This window comes from candidate division WOR-3 bacterium (assembly GCA_013177935.1).
Taxonomy (GTDB): Bacteria; Hydrothermota; Tepidihabitantia; order Tepidihabitantales; family Tepidihabitantaceae; genus Tepidihabitans.
In genome coordinates this window covers 118,637-138,365 of sequence record JABLXZ010000004.1, presented here as the reverse complement: position 1 = coordinate 138,365, position 19,729 = coordinate 118,637, and the positions used below count along the sequence as shown (strand labels likewise).

Below are 19,729 nucleotides of genomic sequence, written 5' to 3'. Positions count from 1 at the left end.
GTCAGCCTTTACGAAGTGCTGATAGCGAGAATGGTCGAGGAGGTTGAACCCAACCAAAAGGGCGGCTATTAGAGCCGCCCCTTTATTTAATGTTTCCCTTTTTGCTACTTTCCGCGCAGGTTGTAGCGGACACCGATTCGCGCCGCCACCAATCCAATGCCAGAAATCATTTCCTCCTGTGGTACATTACGGGCAGGCATATAGGTGAAAATCGTGAACCAATTTAAAATGCGCGCCTCAAGGAAAATGTTAAGCCGCTTGTTGAGTTTATACCGAAGACCAAGACCGCTGTACATATCATAAACCGGTGTTATCGTCATAAATTCGTTGAACCTTGGGTCAGGTGTTCCCTGCGTTCCCAAGTAACCGGTAAAGGAGATGCCACCCAGAAGATAAGGTGCCAATCGCCAGCGCGGCTGGGGCTCAACAAGGATATCAACTCCAGGTTGCGCCGCAATGGCAAACGCACCACCACCGGCAGTAAAGAATTGGAGTTCGCCTAACATAATCCGGAAATACAGCCAGTTTAATGGCTGATAAAGAAACTCGACACCCGGACCGATGTAAGCGTCCTTGTGGGTAATTCTCAGAACCTCGCCTTGAGAATCGGCTATTGTTGTAAAGACTGTAACGCCACTCTTGGTAATTCCAACACCGAGATATTCTGCAGGTTCAGCAGATGAAATAGAAGTACCAGTGACCACAAAGATTACGAACAGAGGTATTAAAAGGCTCTTCATATCACCATGTTATCGAAAGATAGCCATAAATCCAGTCCCGTCCATAGTAATGGGTAGTTCTATTTTCAAAGAAGTGAGTTGAGCCATCTGTCCATTTGTATCGCCAGGTTTGTATTTTTACCGACCACCAGGGGTCGATCTGTATCGTAGCTGAACCGAGATACTGCCCGTCCTTGTAAAGTTCGGTCTTTGCATAAACTAATCCAGGAAGATACCAGGGGCGGGCAGAACCTGCACCAGATTGAATCCATTTAAGACCCCCTGAACCCGTACCCACTACAAACCATCGCGATTCCTTGGTTCCACCATCACTTTCAGCCTCCTGATAGTGCCCCTGTTGCTTTGCTATCATCTCATTTTCACTCGGCGACATTATTCCCATTGAGTGGAGTTGGTCAATAGTAACCGGCTTCCATTCGGGGTCCAAGGAAGGTGCTTGCGTCGGCGGATAGGCTGGTGCTATCAATTCAATAACTGCCGAGTCTGTGCGAATAAAATAAAAAGTGTCAGTTTTAGTAGGATTATTATCCCCTGCTGCGGGATTTTTTATCGCACTCACACAAAGGCAGAGCGCAACTATTGCTAATGCGGCTTTAAAGTTTCTCATTTTTCAACCTCCTTTCTTTGTTTATCCCTAATTGCCGCATTAATTGATTTGAACCTCCAGCCCAATTCTGGACCGGAGGCGCACCCTGCCACCAATTACCTCCCCGGACTTGTTGTAAAACTGGAAATCACAAGATAGGACGAGTAGAGTAGAGTAAGCTCGTCATCGCAGTTTTACTCTATAAAAATATACAACAAAAAAACTGTTCTGTCAAGGCGCCTCATCTTGTGTGTCTCCTCACCCTATATTTATATACGAAAAGATAAGGAAAAGTGACAAAAAACCGTACCCCCAACAGTCCGGGGGTAATTCCTGGGATAGTCTTATACACCCCTTTCATCGCACATTGCGTGATTGTGCGGAAGCCTGATAGCGCATAAGCCGGACTCGCACCCTTTGGTGCTATCTTATTGATAATCAACAGGGTTCTAACTGAAACCGTCTAATCCGCACTTTTATTACCAACTAACCTGATAATCTTCGCACCGCTCTTTGGTTCAGTCCTGAATTCTATCTCCCGGTCTGTTCCCGGCAATGTCGTCAGGTCAGAAAGGGTGAATACCTTCACTGCGGTCAGGTAAGGACCATCCTGTTCTAATCCTGACTTCGTTTGTATCAAACTACCAATTGGTGTTGCAAAGATGTTAATAAATGGGATTGCTTTGCCTTCGGCTCGCAATGACAGGGAAGGAATTGCTTAAAATGACCGTGAAGAACGGCTCGCAATGAAAAGGCAGGGATGGCTATGATAAAAGAAATCGAAAGTCAGAAATGTAGTGTTGTTAACACCGACGATGACGCTCGGTCAGAAACAGATGTTTCTCTTTCTACTCCTCTTGTTGCGGTTCCTGCTCCTTTTCCGGCTCTTTTTCTTCTTCACCTTCCTTGAACTCAATCTTTCCTTTGATTGTTCTTGTTTTTTCCCGGTTGAAGCCACCAAAGAGCACATTCAGGCTGACCCAGGGTGTACCTTTACTCATCTCGGGTCCACGGCTCAGAACACCGCGGTCGGCAAATGCCCATTTTGAGGTGAATGGTCCAAGGTTGTAGCCACCGCGGATGTCAATACCGATAAAGGAGATGGGAATGGTGATGGCGAGTTGCGGGTTGAGGCAGAAACCGGAAAAGGTGATGGTTGAAGTTCTGCCCGGGTTGCGCAGCAGGGTGTCAAAACTGGGTATGGTCTGGTTGTACGGTTCAAGGTTGATAGTGTAGCCGCCGCCGCCAATTCCGATTCCGGGCGTGATGAGCAGATACCGGGTGTCAAGAACGATATAACCGGCACGGAACTCGCCACCGCCGTAGTCAACCCGGCAGACGACATTCAAAGATTCGGATACCGATGTCTGAGTGCCGCCCCAGCCGGCACCGCCAATCATCGTGCGATTGGCAATTAAATAACCACCGCCGCCAAACATCCAGTGCCGGGAGGAAAGTTCCTCGAAACCGGCGTCGCGGAGTGAGCGGTTGACATCGGTGAAGTCAATCAAAGCGAGCGATGGACCAAAGGTCCCCATACCGCCGCTTGTTCCCCGCGCAAAGAGCAGGGCAGGGATAAGGATGATGGTAAAAAAGAACTTCCTCACATTGCCTCCTTTGTTATTTATGTTATAGTGCCTTATTAGATAGTTGATGTCAAGTTTTTTCGCAGAGATTGGTCTGAGATAACGGCGTTCCGTGAGCGACTATTCTTGACAGGGGCGCTTTCTCGCTTTATCTTGAGTTATGAATGAAAAAGGGAGTAAAGCCAGTATCTTTGCATTTATTTCGGGCCGGGTGCAGGGCGTTTTTTTCCGGATGTTCACCGTAAAGGAGGCAAAGGCGCTTGGACTTACGGGCCGGGTGCGAAACCTGCCGGATGGCAGGGTTGAGGTTTTTGCCGAAGGGGAGCGGGACCGGCTGGAGAAACTGATTGAGCGGTTGAAGGTTGGTCCACCGGGCGCAGTGGTTGAGAATGTCCAGGTTGACTGGGGCGAGTATCAGCACGAGTACGACGACTTTCAGATAGATTACCGGTAGGGTGATGGCAAATACAAAGTACAGACGATGGACCGCGGAGGATGAGCGTTTTATGCGTCGGGCGCTGGAGCTGGCGGCAAAGGGTTGTGGACTGGTGTCACCCAATCCAATGGTTGGTGCGGTACTGGTAAAAAACGGTAAGATTGTGGGCGAAGGGTTTCACCGGCGTTTTGGTGGTTTGCATGCTGAGGTTGAGGCGATTAAAGCCGCGGGTAAGGCGGCGCGGGGTGCTACGCTTTATGTGACGATGGAACCGTGTTGTTTTGAGGGTAAGACGCCGGCTTGTACCGCCGCGGTGCTGCAGGCGGGAATCAAACGGGTGATTGCGGCGATGATTGACCCGAATCCGCGGGTTCAGGGTAAAGGGGTGAAATGTCTGCGGCAGCAGGGCATTGTGGTCGAAACCGGGCTTTTGCGTGAAGAGGCGCAGCGGTTGAATGAGGCGTATGTTACATTTATGGAGGAGCATAGGCCATTTGTGATGCTGAAGGTGGCGATGAGTCTGGACGGGATGATGGCAACCGGTGAGGGTGAGTCACAGTGGATTACAGGCGAGCGGGCGCGCGCGGCAGGGCAGCAGTTGCGGTTGATTGCGGATGCGGTGGTCGTGGGTGTTAATACCGTCATCACCGACAATCCGCTTTTGACCTGCCGGATAAACAAAGAGAAGCGGTTGTTGCGCATCGTGCTTGACTCTGATTTGCGCTTGCCGCTCCGGAGCCGGCTTTTTGACGCGCCGGACAGGGTGCTGGTGTTCACGGCAAGCGGCAACGGTGCTAAGGCAAGGCGGCTGGGGCAAAAAGGTGCTGAGGTGGTGCGGGTGCGGATGGAACGCCGGGGCCGACTCAGGTGGCAGGATATCCTGGCTGAGCTTTACCGACGGCAGGTGATGAGCGTTCTGATTGAGGGCGGAGCCACGGTGGTGAGTTCGGCACTGGAAGCAGGGGTGGTTGATAAGGCGTACTTCTTTCAGGCACCCAAGGTTTTAGGTCCGGGTAAGAGTTTCAGCGTGGGAATGAGTCCGCGGTCGTTGAAAGGGGCATTGGTTTTGAAGGATGTGCGCCACATCGAGCTGGGAGAGGACATTCTGACCGAAGGTTATGTTTACCGGTTTAGTTGAAACCATCGGCAAGGTGGTTCGGGTCGTCCCGAAACAGGGTAACCGGCGCCTGGTGATTGAGGCAGATTTTGCCCAGGAGTTGCAACCGGGTGAAAGTGTAGCGGTTAACGGCTGCTGTTTAACGGTGGTGGGTGTGGCGCGGCGCCGATTTGAGGTTGAGGTTGTGGCGGAGACTTTGAAACGGACCAATCTAAGAGATTTGCGTTCCGGAACACCGGTTAATCTCGAACGGGCTTTGCGTTTTACGGACCGTCTCGGCGGACATTTTGTTTTGGGCCACATCGATGAGGTGGGCACGGTGCGGCGGCTCGAACACCGGAGCAACGAGCACCGGCTCTTTGTCGCGGTCAAAGAGGCGAGTTTTAACCTTTTGGTGGAAAAGGGGTCGGTGGCAATCGACGGTGTCAGTTTAACGGTCGCCGGGGTCAAGCGCGGGGAGTTCTGGGTCAATTTGATCCCCTTTACCTGGGAGCGGACAACCTTAAACCGATGCCGGGCTGGGACGCGGGTCAATCTTGAGTATGACATCCTTGTCAAGGCTGCCCAGCGGGGTCAGGGTCCGCACCCGCTTGTGCCGCACCGCGCTGAGTAAAAGCGGTCTGCCGGGCGCTGATTACTCAATTAACCCTTATTTTGGCTGTACCCACGCCTGTGTTTACTGTTATGCCAGTTTTATGCTCCGCTACTTCCCGGTTAGTGAACCCTGGGGTAGGTTTGTTGAGGCAAAGGTCAATCTGCCCGCGGTTTTACGCCAGGAGCGGAAAAAACCCGGCAGGGTTTACCTCGGCACGGTTTGCGACCCGTACCAGCCGGTTGAAGCCGAGTTTCGGTTGAGTCAAGCGGTGCTTGAGATTCTCGGTGGTGCCGGGTTTCCGGTGGAGGTTTTGACCAAGTCGGACCTGATTGTGCGGGATATCAATCTGTTGCAACGGTATCCGGGATTTAGCGTGGAACTGACCATCACCACCCTTGACGAACGAGTGCAGCGGCTCTTTGAGCCGGGTGCGGTAACACCGGAACGGCGGATTGCAGCAGCAAAACGGCTGGTAGAAGCGAGAGTGCCGGTGACCGTGTTTGTCGGTCCGGTTTTGCCTTATTTTAGCGACTCTTTTGAGACCCTTTTTGAGATTTTTCACCAGATTGCCCAGGTCGGAGTGCGGCGGGTTCTTGTTGACCGGTTAAACTATTTAGGCAGTAAGATGGGGGTGCTGAAGCCATTATTGCAAAAGGAGTGGCCTCAGGCACTACCGGCGTTTGAGCAAGCCTGCCGGGCACCAGAAGATTATGCAGAACGGTTGCGGGAACTGGTTCTCCGCGCACTGCACCAGGCAGGCTTGGAAGGCGGAGTTGTGTTCTGATGGGTTTTGATTGACGCCGCAAGGGTTTGAAATAGAATTAGCACAATGGATTTGAAGTTCTGCCGGGAGAATCCGGATGAGGCAAGGCGCATTTTACAGTTGCGCCGGAGTACGGTTTCCCTTGACCGGATTCTGGAGCAGGATGAGGTGCGGCGCAAACTGGTGGTAAGGCGGGATGAAGCCCGTCACGAGCAGCGCCAGGGTTCCGAAGCGATTGCCCGGGCAAAGCGGGAAAGAAAGGATGAACCCGAACTGCTGGAGCGGGCAAAAAGGCTGGCAGAGGAGGTTAAGGAGATTGAAGCCCGGTTAAAGGTGATTGAGGCGGAACAGGAAGAACTGGCAAAACTGCTGCCCAATCGGGTCCATTCTTCGGTCACCGCGGAAGAGGAGATAGTTGGCACTTACGGAACAGTACCGGCGTTTGATTTTCAACCCCTGGCGCACTGGGACTTGTGTGAGGCGCTGGGGATTGTTGATTTTGAGGCGGCGGCAAGGCTCGCGGGTTCAAGGTTTGTCCTTTTTAAGGGTGCCGGGGCAAAACTGGAGCGGGCGCTGATCAACTTTTTCCTTGATACCGCGGTACACCGTTACGGCTACACCGAGATTATGCCGCCGGTTCTTGCCAATCCTGCAACCCTCGAAACTGCGGGACAGTTACCCAATCTTGAGAGTGAGATGTATGCGATACCGGAGGACAACTTTTATCTGATTCCCACTGCTGAGCCACAACTGGTTGCCTATTTTCGGGAGAAGACGATTGATGCGGCAACACTGCCCCAGAAGTTAGTTGCCTATACCCCCTGTTTTCGGCGGGAGGCGGGTTCTTATGGCCGGGATGTGCGGGGAATGATTCGTATCCATCAGTTTGACAAGGTGGAACTGGTACGGATTACAACACCGGAGCGTTCTTATACCGATTTGGAGGAGATGCGGGCTGAGGCGGAAAGTCTGCTGCAGATGCTGGGCTTGCCCTATCGGGTGAAGCGGCTGGCAGCCTGGGACATTGCGTTCCAGTCGGCAAAGACTTACGACCTTGAGGTGTGGGCAGCAGGTGTGGGCAGATGGCTGGAGGTGTCGTCAATCTCCAACTGTGAAGATTTTCAGACCCGAAGGGGAAAGATTCGGGCGCGGGGTGCAGATGGCAAAACCTTTTATCCCCATGCCCTGAACGGTTCTGCGCTGGCTCTGCCCCGGACCTTTATCGCCATTGTTGAGAACTATCAACAGGCGGACGGCTCGGTTGTTGTCCCTGAGGTCCTCAGACCGTATATGAACGGTTTAGAGCGAATCGTTTAATTTGAATCCAAGCGGCAGGAGCTGTCGCAGCCGCAAGGTTAAAACCTTTTTGCGACTAACAAGGATAACGGTGGGATTCTTACTGAATTCATTGATGACCTGTAAACAGGCACCACAGGGTGGGGTTGGTTGTTCGGTAGCGGTGAAGATGGCGATGCCGGTTATCTCTGTTTCGCCCGCAAACACCGCTTTGAAGATGGCGACGCGCTCGGCGCACACGGTCAAGCCATAGGAGGCGTTTTCCACATTGGCGCCGGAGTAAATTTTACCGCGTGCGGTCAGAACTGCAGCACCGACCGGAAATTTTGAATAAGGGGCATAAGCCCTTTGGGCAGCAGCGCGGGCAGCCTTAATCAAACGGGCACGGGTTGACCTATCCATTTTGCGCTCCGGGTTTTATTATCTCATTGAGAAAGGACTTACCAGCCGGCGTTGGTTTGACCCTGAGGTATTGGGCGATGGTTTGCCCAAGGTCGGCAAATGTGGAACGGGTGCCAAGGTTCGTGCCGGCACGAACCGGTGCTCCATACACGAGAAGCGGCACATACTCCCGGGAGTGGTCAGTAGAAGGTGTTGTCGGGTCGCAGCCATGGTCCGCGGTGATAACCATAATGTCTTCGGGCTGGAGTTCGGCAATGAGTTCAGGCAGGCGCCGGTCAAACTCGGTCAAGCCGCGGGCAAAACCGGCCGGGTCGTTGCGATGTCCCCAGTCCATATCAAACTGGACCAGATTGGCGAAGATAAGTCCTGGTTTAGACTGTTTGAGTGCGGTTAGCGTGAAGTCGATGCACTCCTGATTGTTGACCGAATGGTAAACTTCGGTCAGCCCCTGATGGGCAAACAAATCGTCAATTTTGCCGATGCCGATTGATGCCAGTCCAGCCTCTTTGACATTGTCCAGAAGCGTTGGCTGCGAAGGCGGACAGGAGAAGTCTTTGCGTTCCGGGGTCCGGTAGAATGCGCCCGGTCTGCCGGCAAAGGGCCGGGCGATAACCCGGGCAACGCGATATTTGCCGGTGAGCATTGCGCGGGCGATAAGGCAGAACCGGTAAAGTTCATCCACCGGTACAACATCAACATGGCAGGCAATCTGAAACACGCTGTCCGCTGAGGTGTAAACAATAGGAAAACCGGTCTTCAGGTGCTCTTCACCCAGGCGATTGATGATTTCGGTGCCGGAGGCCGCAATGTTTCCGATAACCCTTCTGCCAATTCGGCGTTCAAACTCATTGAGCAGTTCCTGCGGAAACCCATTTGGAAAAACCGGAAACGGTTCGGTGGTGATGACACCGGCAATCTCCCAGTGTCCGGTTGTTGAGTCCTTGCCCGTGGACATTTCCGCCATTCTGCCATAGGCGGCTTGCGGTTCTTTTTCCGGTGGCACACCTGTTAGGTCTATGATGTTACCCAGACCAAGCAAGCCAAGATTGGGTAGGGAAATTCCGTTCAGTGTGCAGGCGAGGTTTTTTAAGGTGTTTGAGTCCTGGTCGCCAAAACGGTCCGCATCAGGCAGGGCACCACAGCCAACACCGTCCAGCACAATGATTAGGGCGCGACGCTGGGAAAGCGGTTTTTCCCGCACCGAGTTATCCTTTTACTCCGGAACCGGACCGGAATAAGGTCAATGCCGGGGACAGGATTTGAACCTGCACGCCGCAAAGCACATGGCCCTCAACCATGCGTGTCTGCCATTTCCACCACCCCGGCGTAAACATTAACTTTAATTGATTATAGAGCGCGATGGCGAATTGTCAACAATAGCGACCGATTCGGCAGCATCGGGGCAGGGTTTGACAGCAAACCGACGCCGGGTATGATAAAAAACAGCAAAATTAAAGGAGTTAAAGAATGAGAAGAATCGTGGAGTGTGTCCCCAATTTTTCTGAGGGCAGAAGGCCCGAGGTTATTGAGAAGATTGTTGGCGCTATCCGTTCGGTAACCGGTATCAGCGTGCTCGACCAGGAGATGAATGCGGACCACAACCGCGCAGTCATCAGTTTTGTTGGTGACCCGGAGGCGGTTCTTGAGGCGGCGTTTCGGGCGACCAAGATGGCGGCAGAGTTGATTGACTTAACCCAGCATCAGGGTGAACATCCGCGCATCGGTGCGACCGATGTTGTGCCGTTTGTGCCGATTTCCGGCGTTACCCAGGCGGAGTGCATTGAACTGGCAAAACGGCTGGGCAAGCGGATTGCCGATGAGTTAGGGATTCCGGTTTATCTCTACGAACTGGCAGCAACCCGGCCCGACCGTCAGGACCTGGCAAATATCCGTAAGGGTGAGTTTGAGGGTTTGCGTGAGGCGATTAAGACCGACCCGGAACGGGCACCGGACTTTGGTCGGCCCGAACTGCATCCGACCGCAGGTGCCACGGTGGTTGGGGTTCGGGCACCGCTTATCGCCTACAATATCAACTTAGGAACGAACGATGTTAAGATTGCCGAACGCATCGCCAAGGCGATTCGGTTCCGGGATGGCGGATTCCGTTATGTCAAGGCGCTCGGTTTTGAAATCAAGGAAAAGAACTGCGTCCAGGTGTCAATCAATATGACCGACTACACCAAGACCCCGCTTTACCGGGTGTTTGAGACGGTAAAGCGCGAGGCGCAGCGCTGGGGGGTTGGGGTCCTGGAGTCGGAGATTGTTGGGCTCGTGCCACAGGCGGCACTGGTTGCCTGTGCCCGGTTCTATCTGCAGTTGAACAGTTTCAAGAGCGACCAGATTCTTGAGAATCGGTTGATGCCGGCACAGGGTTTGCCCGACTTTCTCGCAGAACTGGCTTCGTCCGCACCGGTGCCCGGCGGCGGTTCTGCTGCGGCGCTCAACGGCGCAATCGGCACCGCTTTGATGACGATGGTGGCAAACCTGACGATTGGCAAGAAGGGGTACGAGGAGTTTGATGCTGAGATGACCGCGGTCAAGGAGAAACTGATTCCCCGGCGTGAGCGGTTTATCAGTTTGATTGAGGAGGATGCGGCGAGTTTCAAGCAGGTGATGGCGGCATACAAGATGCCAAAGATGACCGAACTGGAGCGGCAGGAAAGGGAAAAGGCGGTGAGCGAGGCGTTAAAGGTTGCCGCTGAGGTGCCATTCCGGACGATGCAACTGGCACTGGAGACCCTGAAGTTGTGCCGGCCTGTGGTTGAGTACGGGAACAAGAGTTCGATCAGTGATGCGGGCGTGGGAACGATGAACCTTGATGCCGCATTTCGCGGGGCACGGCTCAATGTGCTGATAAACCTTGCCGGGATTAAAGACAGCAGTTTTGTTGCCGAGAAGCGTGAGGCGTTAGACGAGATGGCAGCGGAGATGGAGGGGCTGGTCAAGGAGTATCTGGAACTCGTTACCAGAAGAATGGGATAGCAGGTGGCAAATCGTAGGGAAGATTTTGTTGACCTGCACACCCATACGATTTTCTCTGATGGTCTATTCACCCCTGAAGAGGTAATCATCCGGGCAGGTCAGCTCGGGTTTGCCGCAGTGGCGATTACCGACCACGACTCGGTTGATGGGATTGAACGGGCGCTGCAGGCGGCGCGCAGCCGAAGGATTGAGGTTGTGCCCGGAGCCGAGTTCAGTTGTAATGTCAATGGTACCGATGTTCACATCCTTGGTTATTACTTTGATTACCGGCGGAGCGAGGTCCAGGAGTTTTTCGCCCGGGTGCGGCAGCGCCGGCTGGAGCGGGCAGAGAAGATGGTGCAGAAACTGGCAGAAATGGGCGTTGTGGTTTCGTTTAGCCGGGTCCGGGAACTGGCGGGTGCCGGTGCGGTTGGCAGACCCCATCTGGCACAGGCGATGGTTGAGGCGGGTGCGGTGGCGAATTTGAGCGAGGCGTTTGAGCGTTACATCGGGTACCACGCGCCGGCGTACATCCCGAAGATGCGATTGACACCAGCGCAGGTGGTGAATTTTATCCATGAAAACGGCGGACTGGCGGTTGTTGCCCATCCGGCAACTTACGGCAATGACGATTTGCTCTATCCGGTAATTGCTGCCGGGGTTGATGGGATTGAGGTGTGGCATCCAGAGCACAACGACCGGGCGACTGCCCATTACCTTGAGATTGCGACTAAGAACCGGCTCCTTGTGACCGGGGGCAGTGACTGTCACGGCGGCAGAAAGTTTGGCAGAATTTACCTGGGAGATGTGCGGTTGCCTTACAAATATCTCGCAGCGCTCAAGGCACGGTTGAAAAGGTCCTGATTGATGGGCCTGCTGCTATTTATCTTAATCCTGCTGGGTCAGTTTCAAATCGCCCGGTTGAAATACGGTGGTGGGGGTGACTGGTACAACGACCCGGAACTGATTCCCAACCTGTGTCAGGAGATAAACCGGCGCACCAGCATCAAAATGAGTACGGACGAGGCACAGGTGAGCCTGATAGACGAAAAACTTTATCAGTACCCGTTTTTGTTTATGACCGGGCACGGTAATGTCAGTTTCAGTGACGAGGAGGTCAGGCGGTTGCGCCACTATCTTGAAGCAGGCGGTTTTCTTTATGCGGATGACGACTATGGAATGGACGAGTCGTTCCGCCGCGAGATGAAAAAGGTGTTTCCGAACTCGGACCTGGTTGAGTTACCTTTTGACCACCCGATTTACCATTCGTTTTACGACTTTCCTGAGGGTCCGCCGAAAATCCACGAGCATTATGAAGGACCACCCCGGGGTTATGGCATATTTGTCGGCGGCAGAATGGTGGTCTTTTACACCTACAACTCCAATGTGTCGGATGGCTGGACCGACCGTTACAACGACCCACCGGAAAAACGAGAACAGGCGCTGCGGATGGGTATCAACATCATCACCTGGTTTGTGACTAACTAACACAATTGGAGAGGCAGGGGAATCCCCAAAGTGGTTCGGAAATAGGGTAGAGGAAAAAACTGATAGGCACCAATAAAATCATACGGGAGGGCAGATAAACCACAATTTCCCTTACCATCCTGGAAACTACCCCGGGGTTGGGTAGGGAAAATTGGGGCGATACACATTAAATTGCTTAATTACAAATAGTTGGACAAAATCGCCCAGTTTTTGTCAGTATACTTTAAAGTATACTTACTCTACAACGGTTTTGGTTCGTGTTTCGCAGGATTTTTTCGGGTGGCGAACGGCAGATTTTCACCATTAAAACGGTTAGTCAGGCAGGGTTGTTGCTCACAGTTGACGGCGAGGAGTTGAGTAATAAATTGAGGTGATGAGCGGTGCCGGTAAGCGTTTGCCCTGGGGCAGAATAAGTCACGGTAAAGTTGAAACACCGGCGCTGGTGGCAGTGGTCACGAGGCGAAAGGACTGGCAGATTCTCCGGGAGCGGCACTGGTATCGGATTCCGGTGGAAAAGGCGCCCGAGGGATTAAACCGGGTTCAATTTCTCGCCTTTTATCAGACCGCAGTTTTTGGCGCCGAGAAATGGGCGGTGAACTACTATGCCAGAGTTAAGGGGATGAGGCGGGTGTTGCGAAGCGAGATTTTACCGGAAGAGAGCCGACATCCCCGGGCAAACCAGTTTTATTATCAGATAATGGTAAGTGACTTAATGCCTTTGCCCCGGTCTGTTCCCAGTAAACGGTGGCGCCGGATTGTGTTTATTCCGACAACTCTGGAGCGGTTGATGCGGGCAGAAGAGGTGAACGACCTTTACTGGCCAGCCCGATTGAGGACAAACTTTACCGGGCGTTGAAGCGTGCCGGGCTTGCGCCCGAGCGTCAGGTTTATGTGGGTGGGAAAACCAACGGCTACTTTCTTGACTTTGCACTGTTCTGTCGGGATGGTGCGTTAGATGTGGAGTGCGATGGCGCACTTTACCATTCCGGGGTGGCGCGCGCTGAGGCGGACCGGAATCGGGACAACTACCTGACGGTTACGGGCTGGCGGATTTTGCGGTTTAGCGGCAAAGAAATCAGACGGAATGCTGGTGGTTGCGTGGCGTTGATTAAGGAGATGGTGGCGAAGTTGGGCGGTCTGGACCAGGGCTATTCCGGTTCGTCAATTTCGTCCTGACCGGAAAACTTTTGCTGGTACCGGCGCCAGGCTTCGTCGCGGATGGTGTTCATCTGGCGCTCGGCTTTTTCCGCCTCTTCAATTCTACCCAGAAAGAGCAGGGCATCGGCGAGCACGGTGTAAGCCTCTTCTTCGTTGGGGTCAAGTTGTATCGCCCGCTGTGCCGCAGCAACCGCCTGGGTGTATTCGTTGCGCGCATAGTGCAGTTCGGCAAGAAGCGTCCAGAGTGCGGCACCTTCGGGTTCTTCAGCAATCGCCCGTTGCAGGGTGGTGATGGCGTCGTTTAATCGGCTGGTTTCCCGATAGGCGGTGGTAAGACGGACCAGGAGTTCAACATCGCGCGGGTTGTTTTTCAAAAGTTGCTCAAGCAGGGGGATGGCTTCGGTAAACATCCGGAAGTGTTCGTAAAAGCGGCTGATGATTTCGGGCTGGTGCGCAAAACGGCTGCGGATGGTTTCGTAAACATCGATGGCGTCGTCGAGCATCCCCAGCCGTTTGTAGCAGTCCATCAGATAGAAGTAGGCGGCAGGTTGTTCGGGTTCTTCGGTAATTGCCTGGGCAAATTCGTTTGCCGCTTCGTCAAACATCCCTTCGGCATAGTAGTCCCGGCCCAGGTGCTGATGCGGGTTTTCAACCGTTGGGTCAAGCCGTTTGGCGTACTGATACTGGGCAAGGGCATTGACATATTCGCCACTCAAGGCGTAACTGATGCCAAGGGAGATGCGGGCACGGATGTTGTCCGGGGCGTGTTCCAGAACCCGGAGGTAAATTGCGGCACTCTTTTCTTCGGCGCCCATCTGGTCGTAGAGGATACCAAGCCCGAGGTTCAGGTCGATGTCGTCGGGCAGGGAGCGCAGGGCAAGATTGAAAAGGTGTTCAGCACGTTCAAAGTTGGCAAAGAAGAGCGCCCGCACCGCCTCGCAGCCAACCACATAAGGATGGCGGGTTTTGTTTTTCCGTGCCTGGTGGTAAACATCTTCCAGTGTCTCCTCATCGGTCATAATGGCGGCACACAGCGCAGCAAGATAGTGAATGCGCAGGTTGTCGGGGTTTAGTTCGAGAACGCCGAGGAGGAGTTCGAGTGCGGTTTCGTCATCGGCCCGGTAAAAGGCGTCAAGGGCTTCTTTAAGCAGTTCTTGAGCAATACCCGGGGACCCATTTCCTTCTTTCGGAAGGCGGGTGGGTTCACTCTGGGGTTGGGAGGCGTTGTTCATCAACTCATTTTATCTGAAACCGGTCCGAATGCAAGTAATAACGGCAGATTTACAAACCAGAGCGCGGTTTGGGTGGGGTTGACCCTGAGGTCATTGGGTTTATACTTTATATTCGCGATGATGGACGATGTGATTTCGGTTCGGGGTGCGCGCGAGCATAACCTTAAGAGTATTGATATTGACATTCCCCGCAATAAACTGGTGGTGATTACCGGCATCTCCGGTTCGGGAAAGTCGTCGCTGGCGTTTGATACGATTTACGCTGAAGGTCAGCGCCGTTACATTGAGTCGCTCTCAACCTATGCCCGACAGTTTCTCGGGATGCTGGAGAAGCCGGATTGCGACCAGATTACCGGACTTTCGCCCGCGATTGCAATTGAGCAGCGGAGTAGCGCCCATAATCCGCGTTCAACCGTGGGTACAACAACCGAGATTTATGATTATTTAAGGCTGCTTTTTGCCCGGGTTGGGAAACCTTTCTGCCCGAAGTGTGATAAGCCAATCAGTTCTCAGACAACCGACCAGATTGTTGACAATCTGCTCAGCGAACCGGCAGGCACAGGTCTGGTTATTCTGGCGCCACTGGTGCGGGGCAGAAAGGGCGAGTATCGGGAACTGGTGAGTCAGGCAAAGCGAAGGGGTTATGTCCGGATGCGGGTTGACGGTGAAATATACGAGGTTGAGGAGGTGCCGGTTCTGGAGAAGTATAAGAAGCACAATATTGAACTGGTTGTTGACCGGGTGACGGTGCGAGCGGATGCCAGGAAGCGAATTGCCGATTCGGTTGAACTGGCTTTGAAGGAAGGGCAGGGAAAGTGCATCGTCTTAGTGCAAAAGGGCAAAGGGGAGCAAAGTGAGGAGCGCGTCTTTTCCGCCGCGTTTGCCTGTCCGGACTGCGGGTTTTCGTTTGAGGAGATTTCGCCCAGGCTTTTTTCGTTTAACTCGCCTTACGGTGCCTGTCCGGAGTGTCATGGTCTGGGTAGCAAAATGGAGGTGGACCCGGACCGGCTGGTTCTTGACCCGAATCGGTCAATTCTTGACGGTGCCATCGTGCCCTGGGGTGAAGCAAAGGAAAAGAGCGGCTGGTTTTTGAGTAAACTGGAGGCGCTTGCCCGGAAGTATCGGTTCCGGCTCGATACGCCTTGGAAAGATTTGCCGGCAACGGCACGGCGGGTGATTCTCTTTGGGACCGAGGAGGAGTTGCAGTATAAGTATGAGGATGAGCGCTGGGAGTACTCCTGGGAGGACCGTTTTGAGGGGCTGGTGCCTTTTCTGATGCGGGTTTATCGGGAGACCGAATCTGATGCCCGACGGGATTGGGTGGAGCGGTTTATGTCGGTTCTGCCCTGCCCGAAATGTAACGGGGCAAGGTTAAAACCGGAGGCGCTGGCGGTGAAGGTTGCGGGCTTGAATATCGCCGAAGTGAGCCGGTTTTCGGTGCAGGAGGCGAACCGGTTTTTCAACCAGTTGAAACTCAGTAAGAAGGATGAGGCGATTGCTCACGAGGTGGTGAAGGAGTTGCGGCGTCGGCTCGGATTTCTTGAGGCGGTTGGTCTTGGATATTTAACCCTGGACCGGACAACTGAAAGTTTAGGCGGTGGTGAGGCGCAACGGGTGCGATTGGCAACCCAGATTGGTTCAGGGTTGGTTGGGGTAGTGTATATTCTGGATGAGCCGTCAATCGGGCTGCATCAGCGGGACAACCGAAAACTGCTCGCAACATTGAAGAGTCTGCGCGACCTCGGGAATACGGTGATTGTGGTTGAGCACGATGAGGAGACGATTCTTGAGGCGGACTGGGTTATTGACCTTGGTCCTGGTGCCGGTGCCAATGGTGGCTGGGTGGTGGTACAGGGTCCACCCGCGGCGATAAAAGCCTGTCCGGAGTCTTTGACCGGTGCCTATCTTTCGGGCCGACGCCGGATTGATTTGCCCGAAACGCGGCGTAAACCGGCACAGGGCTGGCTAAGGATTGAGGGCTGTCGTGAGAACAATCTGAAGGACATTGATGTTGAGATTCCCCTCGGGTTGTTTGTTTGTGTCACCGGTGTTTCGGGCTCAGGGAAGAGTACTCTAATCTCGGACATCCTTTATCGGGCGCTGGCACGGTACTTCTATGGTTCACCAGAAAAGCCTGGCGCCCATCGCCGAATTGTTGGACTGGATAAGATTGATAAGGTTGTTAACATTGACCAGTCACCAATTGGCAGAACCCCCCGTTCCAACCCGGCAACCTATACCAATGCGTTTTCACCGATAAGGGAGCTTTTTGCCCGAACAACCGAGGCACGGATGCGCGGGTATAAACCGGGCCGATTTTCTTTTAATGTTCGGGGCGGAAGATGTGAAGCCTGCGCCGGCGATGGTATTATCCGGGTTGAGATGCATTTTCTGCCCGATGTTTATGTTTCCTGTGAGGTGTGTAAGGGAAAGCGTTACAATCGGGAGACGCTTGATGTGAAGTACAAGGGCAAGAACATCAGTGAGGTACTGGAGATGAGCGTTGATGAGGCATACGACTTTTTTGTCAATATCCCGCCGATTGAGCGGAAGTTGAAACTTTTGAAGGATGTAGGGCTGGGGTACATAAAATTGGGACAGCCGGCACCAACCCTTTCCGGCGGTGAGGCGCAACGTATCAAACTGGCACGGGAACTTTCCAAAATCGCCACGGGCCGGACTCTTTATCTACTTGATGAGCCGACAACCGGGCTGCATTTTGAGGATGTGCGACTGCTTTTGGGGGTTTTGAACCGGCTGGTGGCACGGGGCAATACGGTGGTGGTGATTGAGCACAACCTTGAGGTTGTCAAATGTGCCGACTGGATAATTGACCTTGGTCCGGAAGGTGGTGAAGAGGGCGGCAGAGTTGTTTGTGCCGGTCCACCTGAGGTAATAGCACGCTGTGCCCAATCCTGGACCGGCAGATTTCTCAAACCGCTTTTAAGCCGAACCGGTTAAAGGCCGATTGAGCCGCTCGATTTTTTGTGCCTGACCGGTTTCTGCATCGATGTCAATGACGACACCGCTAATCCGAATGTCGCCGGTTGCGGGCTGGAGACGCACCGGCACCAGTTCAATCAGGCGGCGCAGGGACGATTCTTTATCCATTCCGAGGATGGAGTCAAACGCACCGCACATTCCAGCATCGGCAATAAAAGCAGTACCGCGGGGCAGGATGCGTTCGTCCGCGGTTTGGATGTGGGTGTGCGTGCCGATGACCGCGGACACTCTGCCGTCAAGGAAATAGCCCAGCGCCTGTTTTTCCGCGGTCGCTTCAGCATGAAAGTCGACGATGGTAATGGCGTTAAGCGGCTCGATTTCTGTTAGCACCTGCTTTATCCGTTGAAATGGGCAGTCTGCCGGTTTCATAAACACTCTGCCCAAAAGGTTTATGACGACAACAGGACGATTATTATTGGGTAACTGATAGACGCCCCAGCCTCTGCCCGGTGCGGTTGAGGGCAGATTTAAGGGCCGGAGGATACGCGGTTCGGTGGACAGAAACTCCCAGGACTCCTTTCGGTCAAAGGCGTGGTCACCGGTGGTGAGGCAGTGGGCGCCAGCCGAGAAGAGTTCTTCGGCAAGGCGCCGGGTGATACCGTAGCCACCTGCCGCATTTTCCGCATTGATGACGATGAAATCAAGTTTCAGTTCGGAGCGCAGTGCAGGAAGCAGAAGTGATACGGCGTGGCGGCCTGGTTCACCGCACACATCGCCGAGAAATAGGATACGAATCAGCACGGTTTAATTCAGGTGTTAATGGGCATAGTCAACCGCTCGTGTTTCCCGGATGACCATTACTTTTATTTGGCCCGGATACTTCATTTCGGTCTCAATTTGTGCGGCAATCCGGGCGGCAAGTTCTGCCGCATCCTGGTCACCAACCTTGTCCGGTTCGACCAGGACCCGAATCTCACGCCCTGCCTGAACCGCATAAGCCTTTTCCACTCCAGGGAATGAGGCGGCAATCGCTTCCAGCCCTTCAATCCGTTTGATGTAGGTTTCAAAACTTTCCCTGCGGGCTCCAGGACGGGAACCGGAAACCGAATCGGCAGCCGCAACCAGGAAGGCATAAGGTGAGTCGAGTGTCGTTTCTTCGTGGTGCGCGGCTATAGCATTGATGACGAGCGGCTCTTCGCCGTAACGCCGGGCAAGTTCAGCACCGATGCGGGCATGGGTACCTTCCATTGTCTGGTCAGCGGCTTTACCGATGTCGTGCAGGAGTCCGGCACGTTTGGCGATTGCCGGGTCCAGGTCCAGTTCCTGAGCCATCAAGGAGGCAAGGTAGGCAACCTCCCTGCTGTGCAGAAGGACATTCTGCCCATAACTGGTGCGGTAGCGCAACCGACCCAGAAGCTTTACCAGTTCCGGATGGAGACCAACTATGCCCAGTTCCAGAATCGCCTCTTCACCGGTGTTTTTGATTATCTCTTCCATTTCCTGCTGGGTCCGTGCAACGACCTCTTCAATCCGTGCCGGGTGAATTCTGCCGTCCGAAACCAGCCGTTCCATTGCCCGACGGGCAACTTCGCGGCGGACCGGGTCAAAGCCCGAGATGATGATTGCGCCCGGGGTATCATCAATCATCACTTCAACTCCGGTGAGGGATTCAAATGTTCTGATGTTTCTTCCTTCCCGGCCAATGATTCTGCCCTTGAGTTCGTCTGAGGGCAGATTTACCACTGATACCGTGGTTTCCGCAACATGGGAGATGGCACAGCGCTGGATTGCCGCGGCGATGACCTCTCGTGCCTCGGCTTCAGCCCGCGCTTTCGCCTCTTCTTTTATCTCCCGCATCATCCGTGCGGCTTCAAGTCGGGCTTCGTTCTCAAGGTTACGGAGCAACTCGCGGCGTGCTTCCTCGGACGACATTCCTGCAATTCTTTCCAGACGGGTGTTTTGTTGCTCAATTAACTGGTCAAGTCGCTCCATTTTTGCCCGGGTGAGTTTTTCCCGGGCGGACAGTTCTCGGTCCTTACGAATCAGGTCAACCTCTTTCTGGGTGAGGATGCTTTCCCGACGGGCGAGAAAGGCTTCACGTTCGGTGATTTTGCTTTCCAGACGCTCCAGTTCCCGGCGTGTTGCCTGGGTCTGGGCTTCAAATTTAACCCGCTCTCGTTCCCAGCTCTCCTTGGCATCAATCTCAGCCCGTTGCCGGATTTCCTCTGCCTGGCGATGCGCTTGGGCGATTATTGCCGCAGCATCACTTTCCCGGGCAGCGAGAAAACGCCGCGCCGTTGCCCGATTGATAAGAAACCCAATCCAAAAACCGATAACTCCCAAAACCACCGGAATCCCGATGGTCAAAACGATATTCCAGTTCATATCTCCTCCTCAGACAAAACAAAACCCTGCGAGTGTCGTGT

Annotated in this window: 20 protein-coding genes and 1 tRNA gene; 11 read left to right on the top strand and 10 right to left on the bottom strand. The window is 53.8% G+C overall.

Annotation, left to right across the window (positions count from 1 at the left end):
* Window positions 1–104 precede the first annotated feature (104 nt).
* From HPY86_07305 to HPY86_07290, 4 genes are all read right to left on the bottom strand, one after another.
* Complete coding sequence (locus HPY86_07305; protein NPV14722.1) at window positions 105–740, bottom strand: hypothetical protein; 636 nt, start codon at window positions 738–740, stop codon at window positions 105–107.
* 1 nt (window position 741) lies between these two features.
* Window positions 742–1,347, bottom strand: a complete 606-nt coding sequence (locus tag HPY86_07300) for a hypothetical protein (GenBank protein ID NPV14721.1) — start codon at window positions 1,345–1,347, stop codon at window positions 742–744.
* Between the two features lie 442 nt (window positions 1,348–1,789).
* Complete coding sequence (locus HPY86_07295) at window positions 1,790–2,026, bottom strand: hypothetical protein (protein NPV14720.1); 237 nt, start codon at window positions 2,024–2,026, stop codon at window positions 1,790–1,792.
* A 148-nt stretch (window positions 2,027–2,174) separates the two neighbouring features.
* Window positions 2,175–2,933, bottom strand: coding sequence for a hypothetical protein (locus tag HPY86_07290; protein ID NPV14719.1), 759 nt, complete (start codon window positions 2,931–2,933; stop codon window positions 2,175–2,177).
* 139 nt (window positions 2,934–3,072) lie between these two features.
* Here HPY86_07290 and HPY86_07285 point away from each other — a divergent pair, with 139 nt between their 5' ends.
* The 5 genes from HPY86_07285 to serS are packed head-to-tail and all read left to right on the top strand — an operon-like array spanning window position 3,073 to window position 7,140.
* The gene (locus HPY86_07285; protein NPV14718.1) at window positions 3,073–3,366 is read left to right on the top strand and encodes an acylphosphatase; all 294 of its coding nucleotides are present in this window, start codon (window positions 3,073–3,075) and stop codon (window positions 3,364–3,366) included.
* Window positions 3,367–3,370: 4 nt separating this feature from the next.
* Complete coding sequence (ribD, locus tag HPY86_07280) at window positions 3,371–4,486, top strand: bifunctional diaminohydroxyphosphoribosylaminopyrimidine deaminase/5-amino-6-(5-phosphoribosylamino)uracil reductase RibD (protein NPV14717.1); 1,116 nt, start codon at window positions 3,371–3,373, stop codon at window positions 4,484–4,486.
* Complete coding sequence (locus HPY86_07275; protein NPV14716.1) at window positions 4,467–5,078, top strand: riboflavin synthase; 612 nt, start codon at window positions 4,467–4,469, stop codon at window positions 5,076–5,078. The genes ribD and HPY86_07275 overlap by 20 nt, the downstream gene beginning before the upstream one ends.
* Complete coding sequence (locus tag HPY86_07270; protein NPV14715.1) at window positions 5,008–5,844, top strand: radical SAM protein; 837 nt, start codon at window positions 5,008–5,010, stop codon at window positions 5,842–5,844. Before HPY86_07275 ends, HPY86_07270 begins: the two co-directional genes overlap by 71 nt.
* A gap of 45 nt (window positions 5,845–5,889) precedes the next feature.
* On the top strand, window positions 5,890–7,140 hold the full coding sequence (gene serS, locus HPY86_07265; GenBank protein ID NPV14714.1) for a serine--tRNA ligase: 1,251 nt from the start codon (window positions 5,890–5,892) through the stop codon (window positions 7,138–7,140).
* On the opposite strand, the gene HPY86_07260 is transcribed toward serS, so the two are convergent.
* From HPY86_07260 to HPY86_07250, 3 genes are all read right to left on the bottom strand, one after another.
* Window positions 7,123–7,521, bottom strand: a complete 399-nt coding sequence (locus HPY86_07260) for a cytidine deaminase (GenBank protein ID NPV14713.1) — start codon at window positions 7,519–7,521, stop codon at window positions 7,123–7,125. The genes serS and HPY86_07260 overlap by 18 nt on opposite strands.
* Window positions 7,514–8,722 carry a phosphopentomutase gene (locus tag HPY86_07255; GenBank protein ID NPV14712.1) on the bottom strand — a complete coding sequence of 403 codons (1,209 nt, stop codon included), beginning with the start codon at window positions 8,720–8,722 and terminating at the stop codon, window positions 7,514–7,516. Before HPY86_07255 ends, HPY86_07260 begins: the two co-directional genes overlap by 8 nt.
* 43 nt (window positions 8,723–8,765) lie before the next feature.
* Window positions 8,766–8,847: transfer RNA gene (locus tag HPY86_07250), tRNA-Leu, on the bottom strand.
* Between the two features lie 141 nt (window positions 8,848–8,988).
* Here HPY86_07250 and ftcD point away from each other — a divergent pair.
* The 5 genes from ftcD (at window position 8,989) to HPY86_07225 (ending at window position 13,146) form a co-directional block, all read left to right on the top strand.
* Complete coding sequence (gene ftcD, locus HPY86_07245) at window positions 8,989–10,503, top strand: glutamate formimidoyltransferase (protein ID NPV14711.1); 1,515 nt, start codon at window positions 8,989–8,991, stop codon at window positions 10,501–10,503.
* Between the two features lie 3 nt (window positions 10,504–10,506).
* The gene (locus HPY86_07240) at window positions 10,507–11,346 is read left to right on the top strand and encodes a PHP domain-containing protein (GenBank protein NPV14710.1); all 840 of its coding nucleotides are present in this window, start codon (window positions 10,507–10,509) and stop codon (window positions 11,344–11,346) included.
* 3 nt (window positions 11,347–11,349) lie between these two features.
* The gene (locus HPY86_07235) at window positions 11,350–11,970 is read left to right on the top strand and encodes a DUF4159 domain-containing protein (protein NPV14709.1); all 621 of its coding nucleotides are present in this window, start codon (window positions 11,350–11,352) and stop codon (window positions 11,968–11,970) included.
* Window positions 11,971–12,343: 373 nt separating this feature from the next.
* The gene (locus HPY86_07230; protein ID NPV14708.1) at window positions 12,344–12,826 is read left to right on the top strand and encodes a hypothetical protein; all 483 of its coding nucleotides are present in this window, start codon (window positions 12,344–12,346) and stop codon (window positions 12,824–12,826) included.
* Window positions 12,823–13,146 (top strand): DUF559 domain-containing protein, encoded by a 324-nt coding sequence (locus tag HPY86_07225; GenBank protein ID NPV14707.1) that lies wholly within the window; start codon window positions 12,823–12,825, stop codon window positions 13,144–13,146. Before HPY86_07230 ends, HPY86_07225 begins: the two co-directional genes overlap by 4 nt.
* On the opposite strand, the gene HPY86_07220 is transcribed toward HPY86_07225, so the two are convergent.
* The gene (locus HPY86_07220) at window positions 13,119–14,360 is read right to left on the bottom strand and encodes a tetratricopeptide repeat protein (GenBank protein NPV14706.1); all 1,242 of its coding nucleotides are present in this window, start codon (window positions 14,358–14,360) and stop codon (window positions 13,119–13,121) included. The two genes, HPY86_07225 and HPY86_07220, sit on opposite strands and share 28 nt — an antisense overlap.
* 120 nt (window positions 14,361–14,480) lie before the next feature.
* Here HPY86_07220 and uvrA point away from each other — a divergent pair, with 120 nt between their 5' ends.
* Window positions 14,481–17,321 carry an excinuclease ABC subunit UvrA gene (uvrA, locus tag HPY86_07215; protein NPV14705.1) on the top strand — a complete coding sequence of 947 codons (2,841 nt, stop codon included), beginning with the start codon at window positions 14,481–14,483 and terminating at the stop codon, window positions 17,319–17,321.
* On the opposite strand, the gene HPY86_07210 is transcribed toward uvrA, so the two are convergent.
* Together HPY86_07210 and rny are read right to left on the bottom strand one after the other, a co-directional pair.
* On the bottom strand, window positions 17,304–18,098 hold the full coding sequence (locus HPY86_07210; GenBank protein ID NPV14704.1) for a TIGR00282 family metallophosphoesterase: 795 nt from the start codon (window positions 18,096–18,098) through the stop codon (window positions 17,304–17,306). The genes uvrA and HPY86_07210 overlap by 18 nt on opposite strands.
* A gap of 21 nt (window positions 18,099–18,119) precedes the next feature.
* On the bottom strand, window positions 18,120–19,688 hold the full coding sequence (gene rny, locus HPY86_07205) for a ribonuclease Y (protein ID NPV14703.1): 1,569 nt from the start codon (window positions 19,686–19,688) through the stop codon (window positions 18,120–18,122).
* Window positions 19,689–19,729 lie beyond the last annotated feature (41 nt).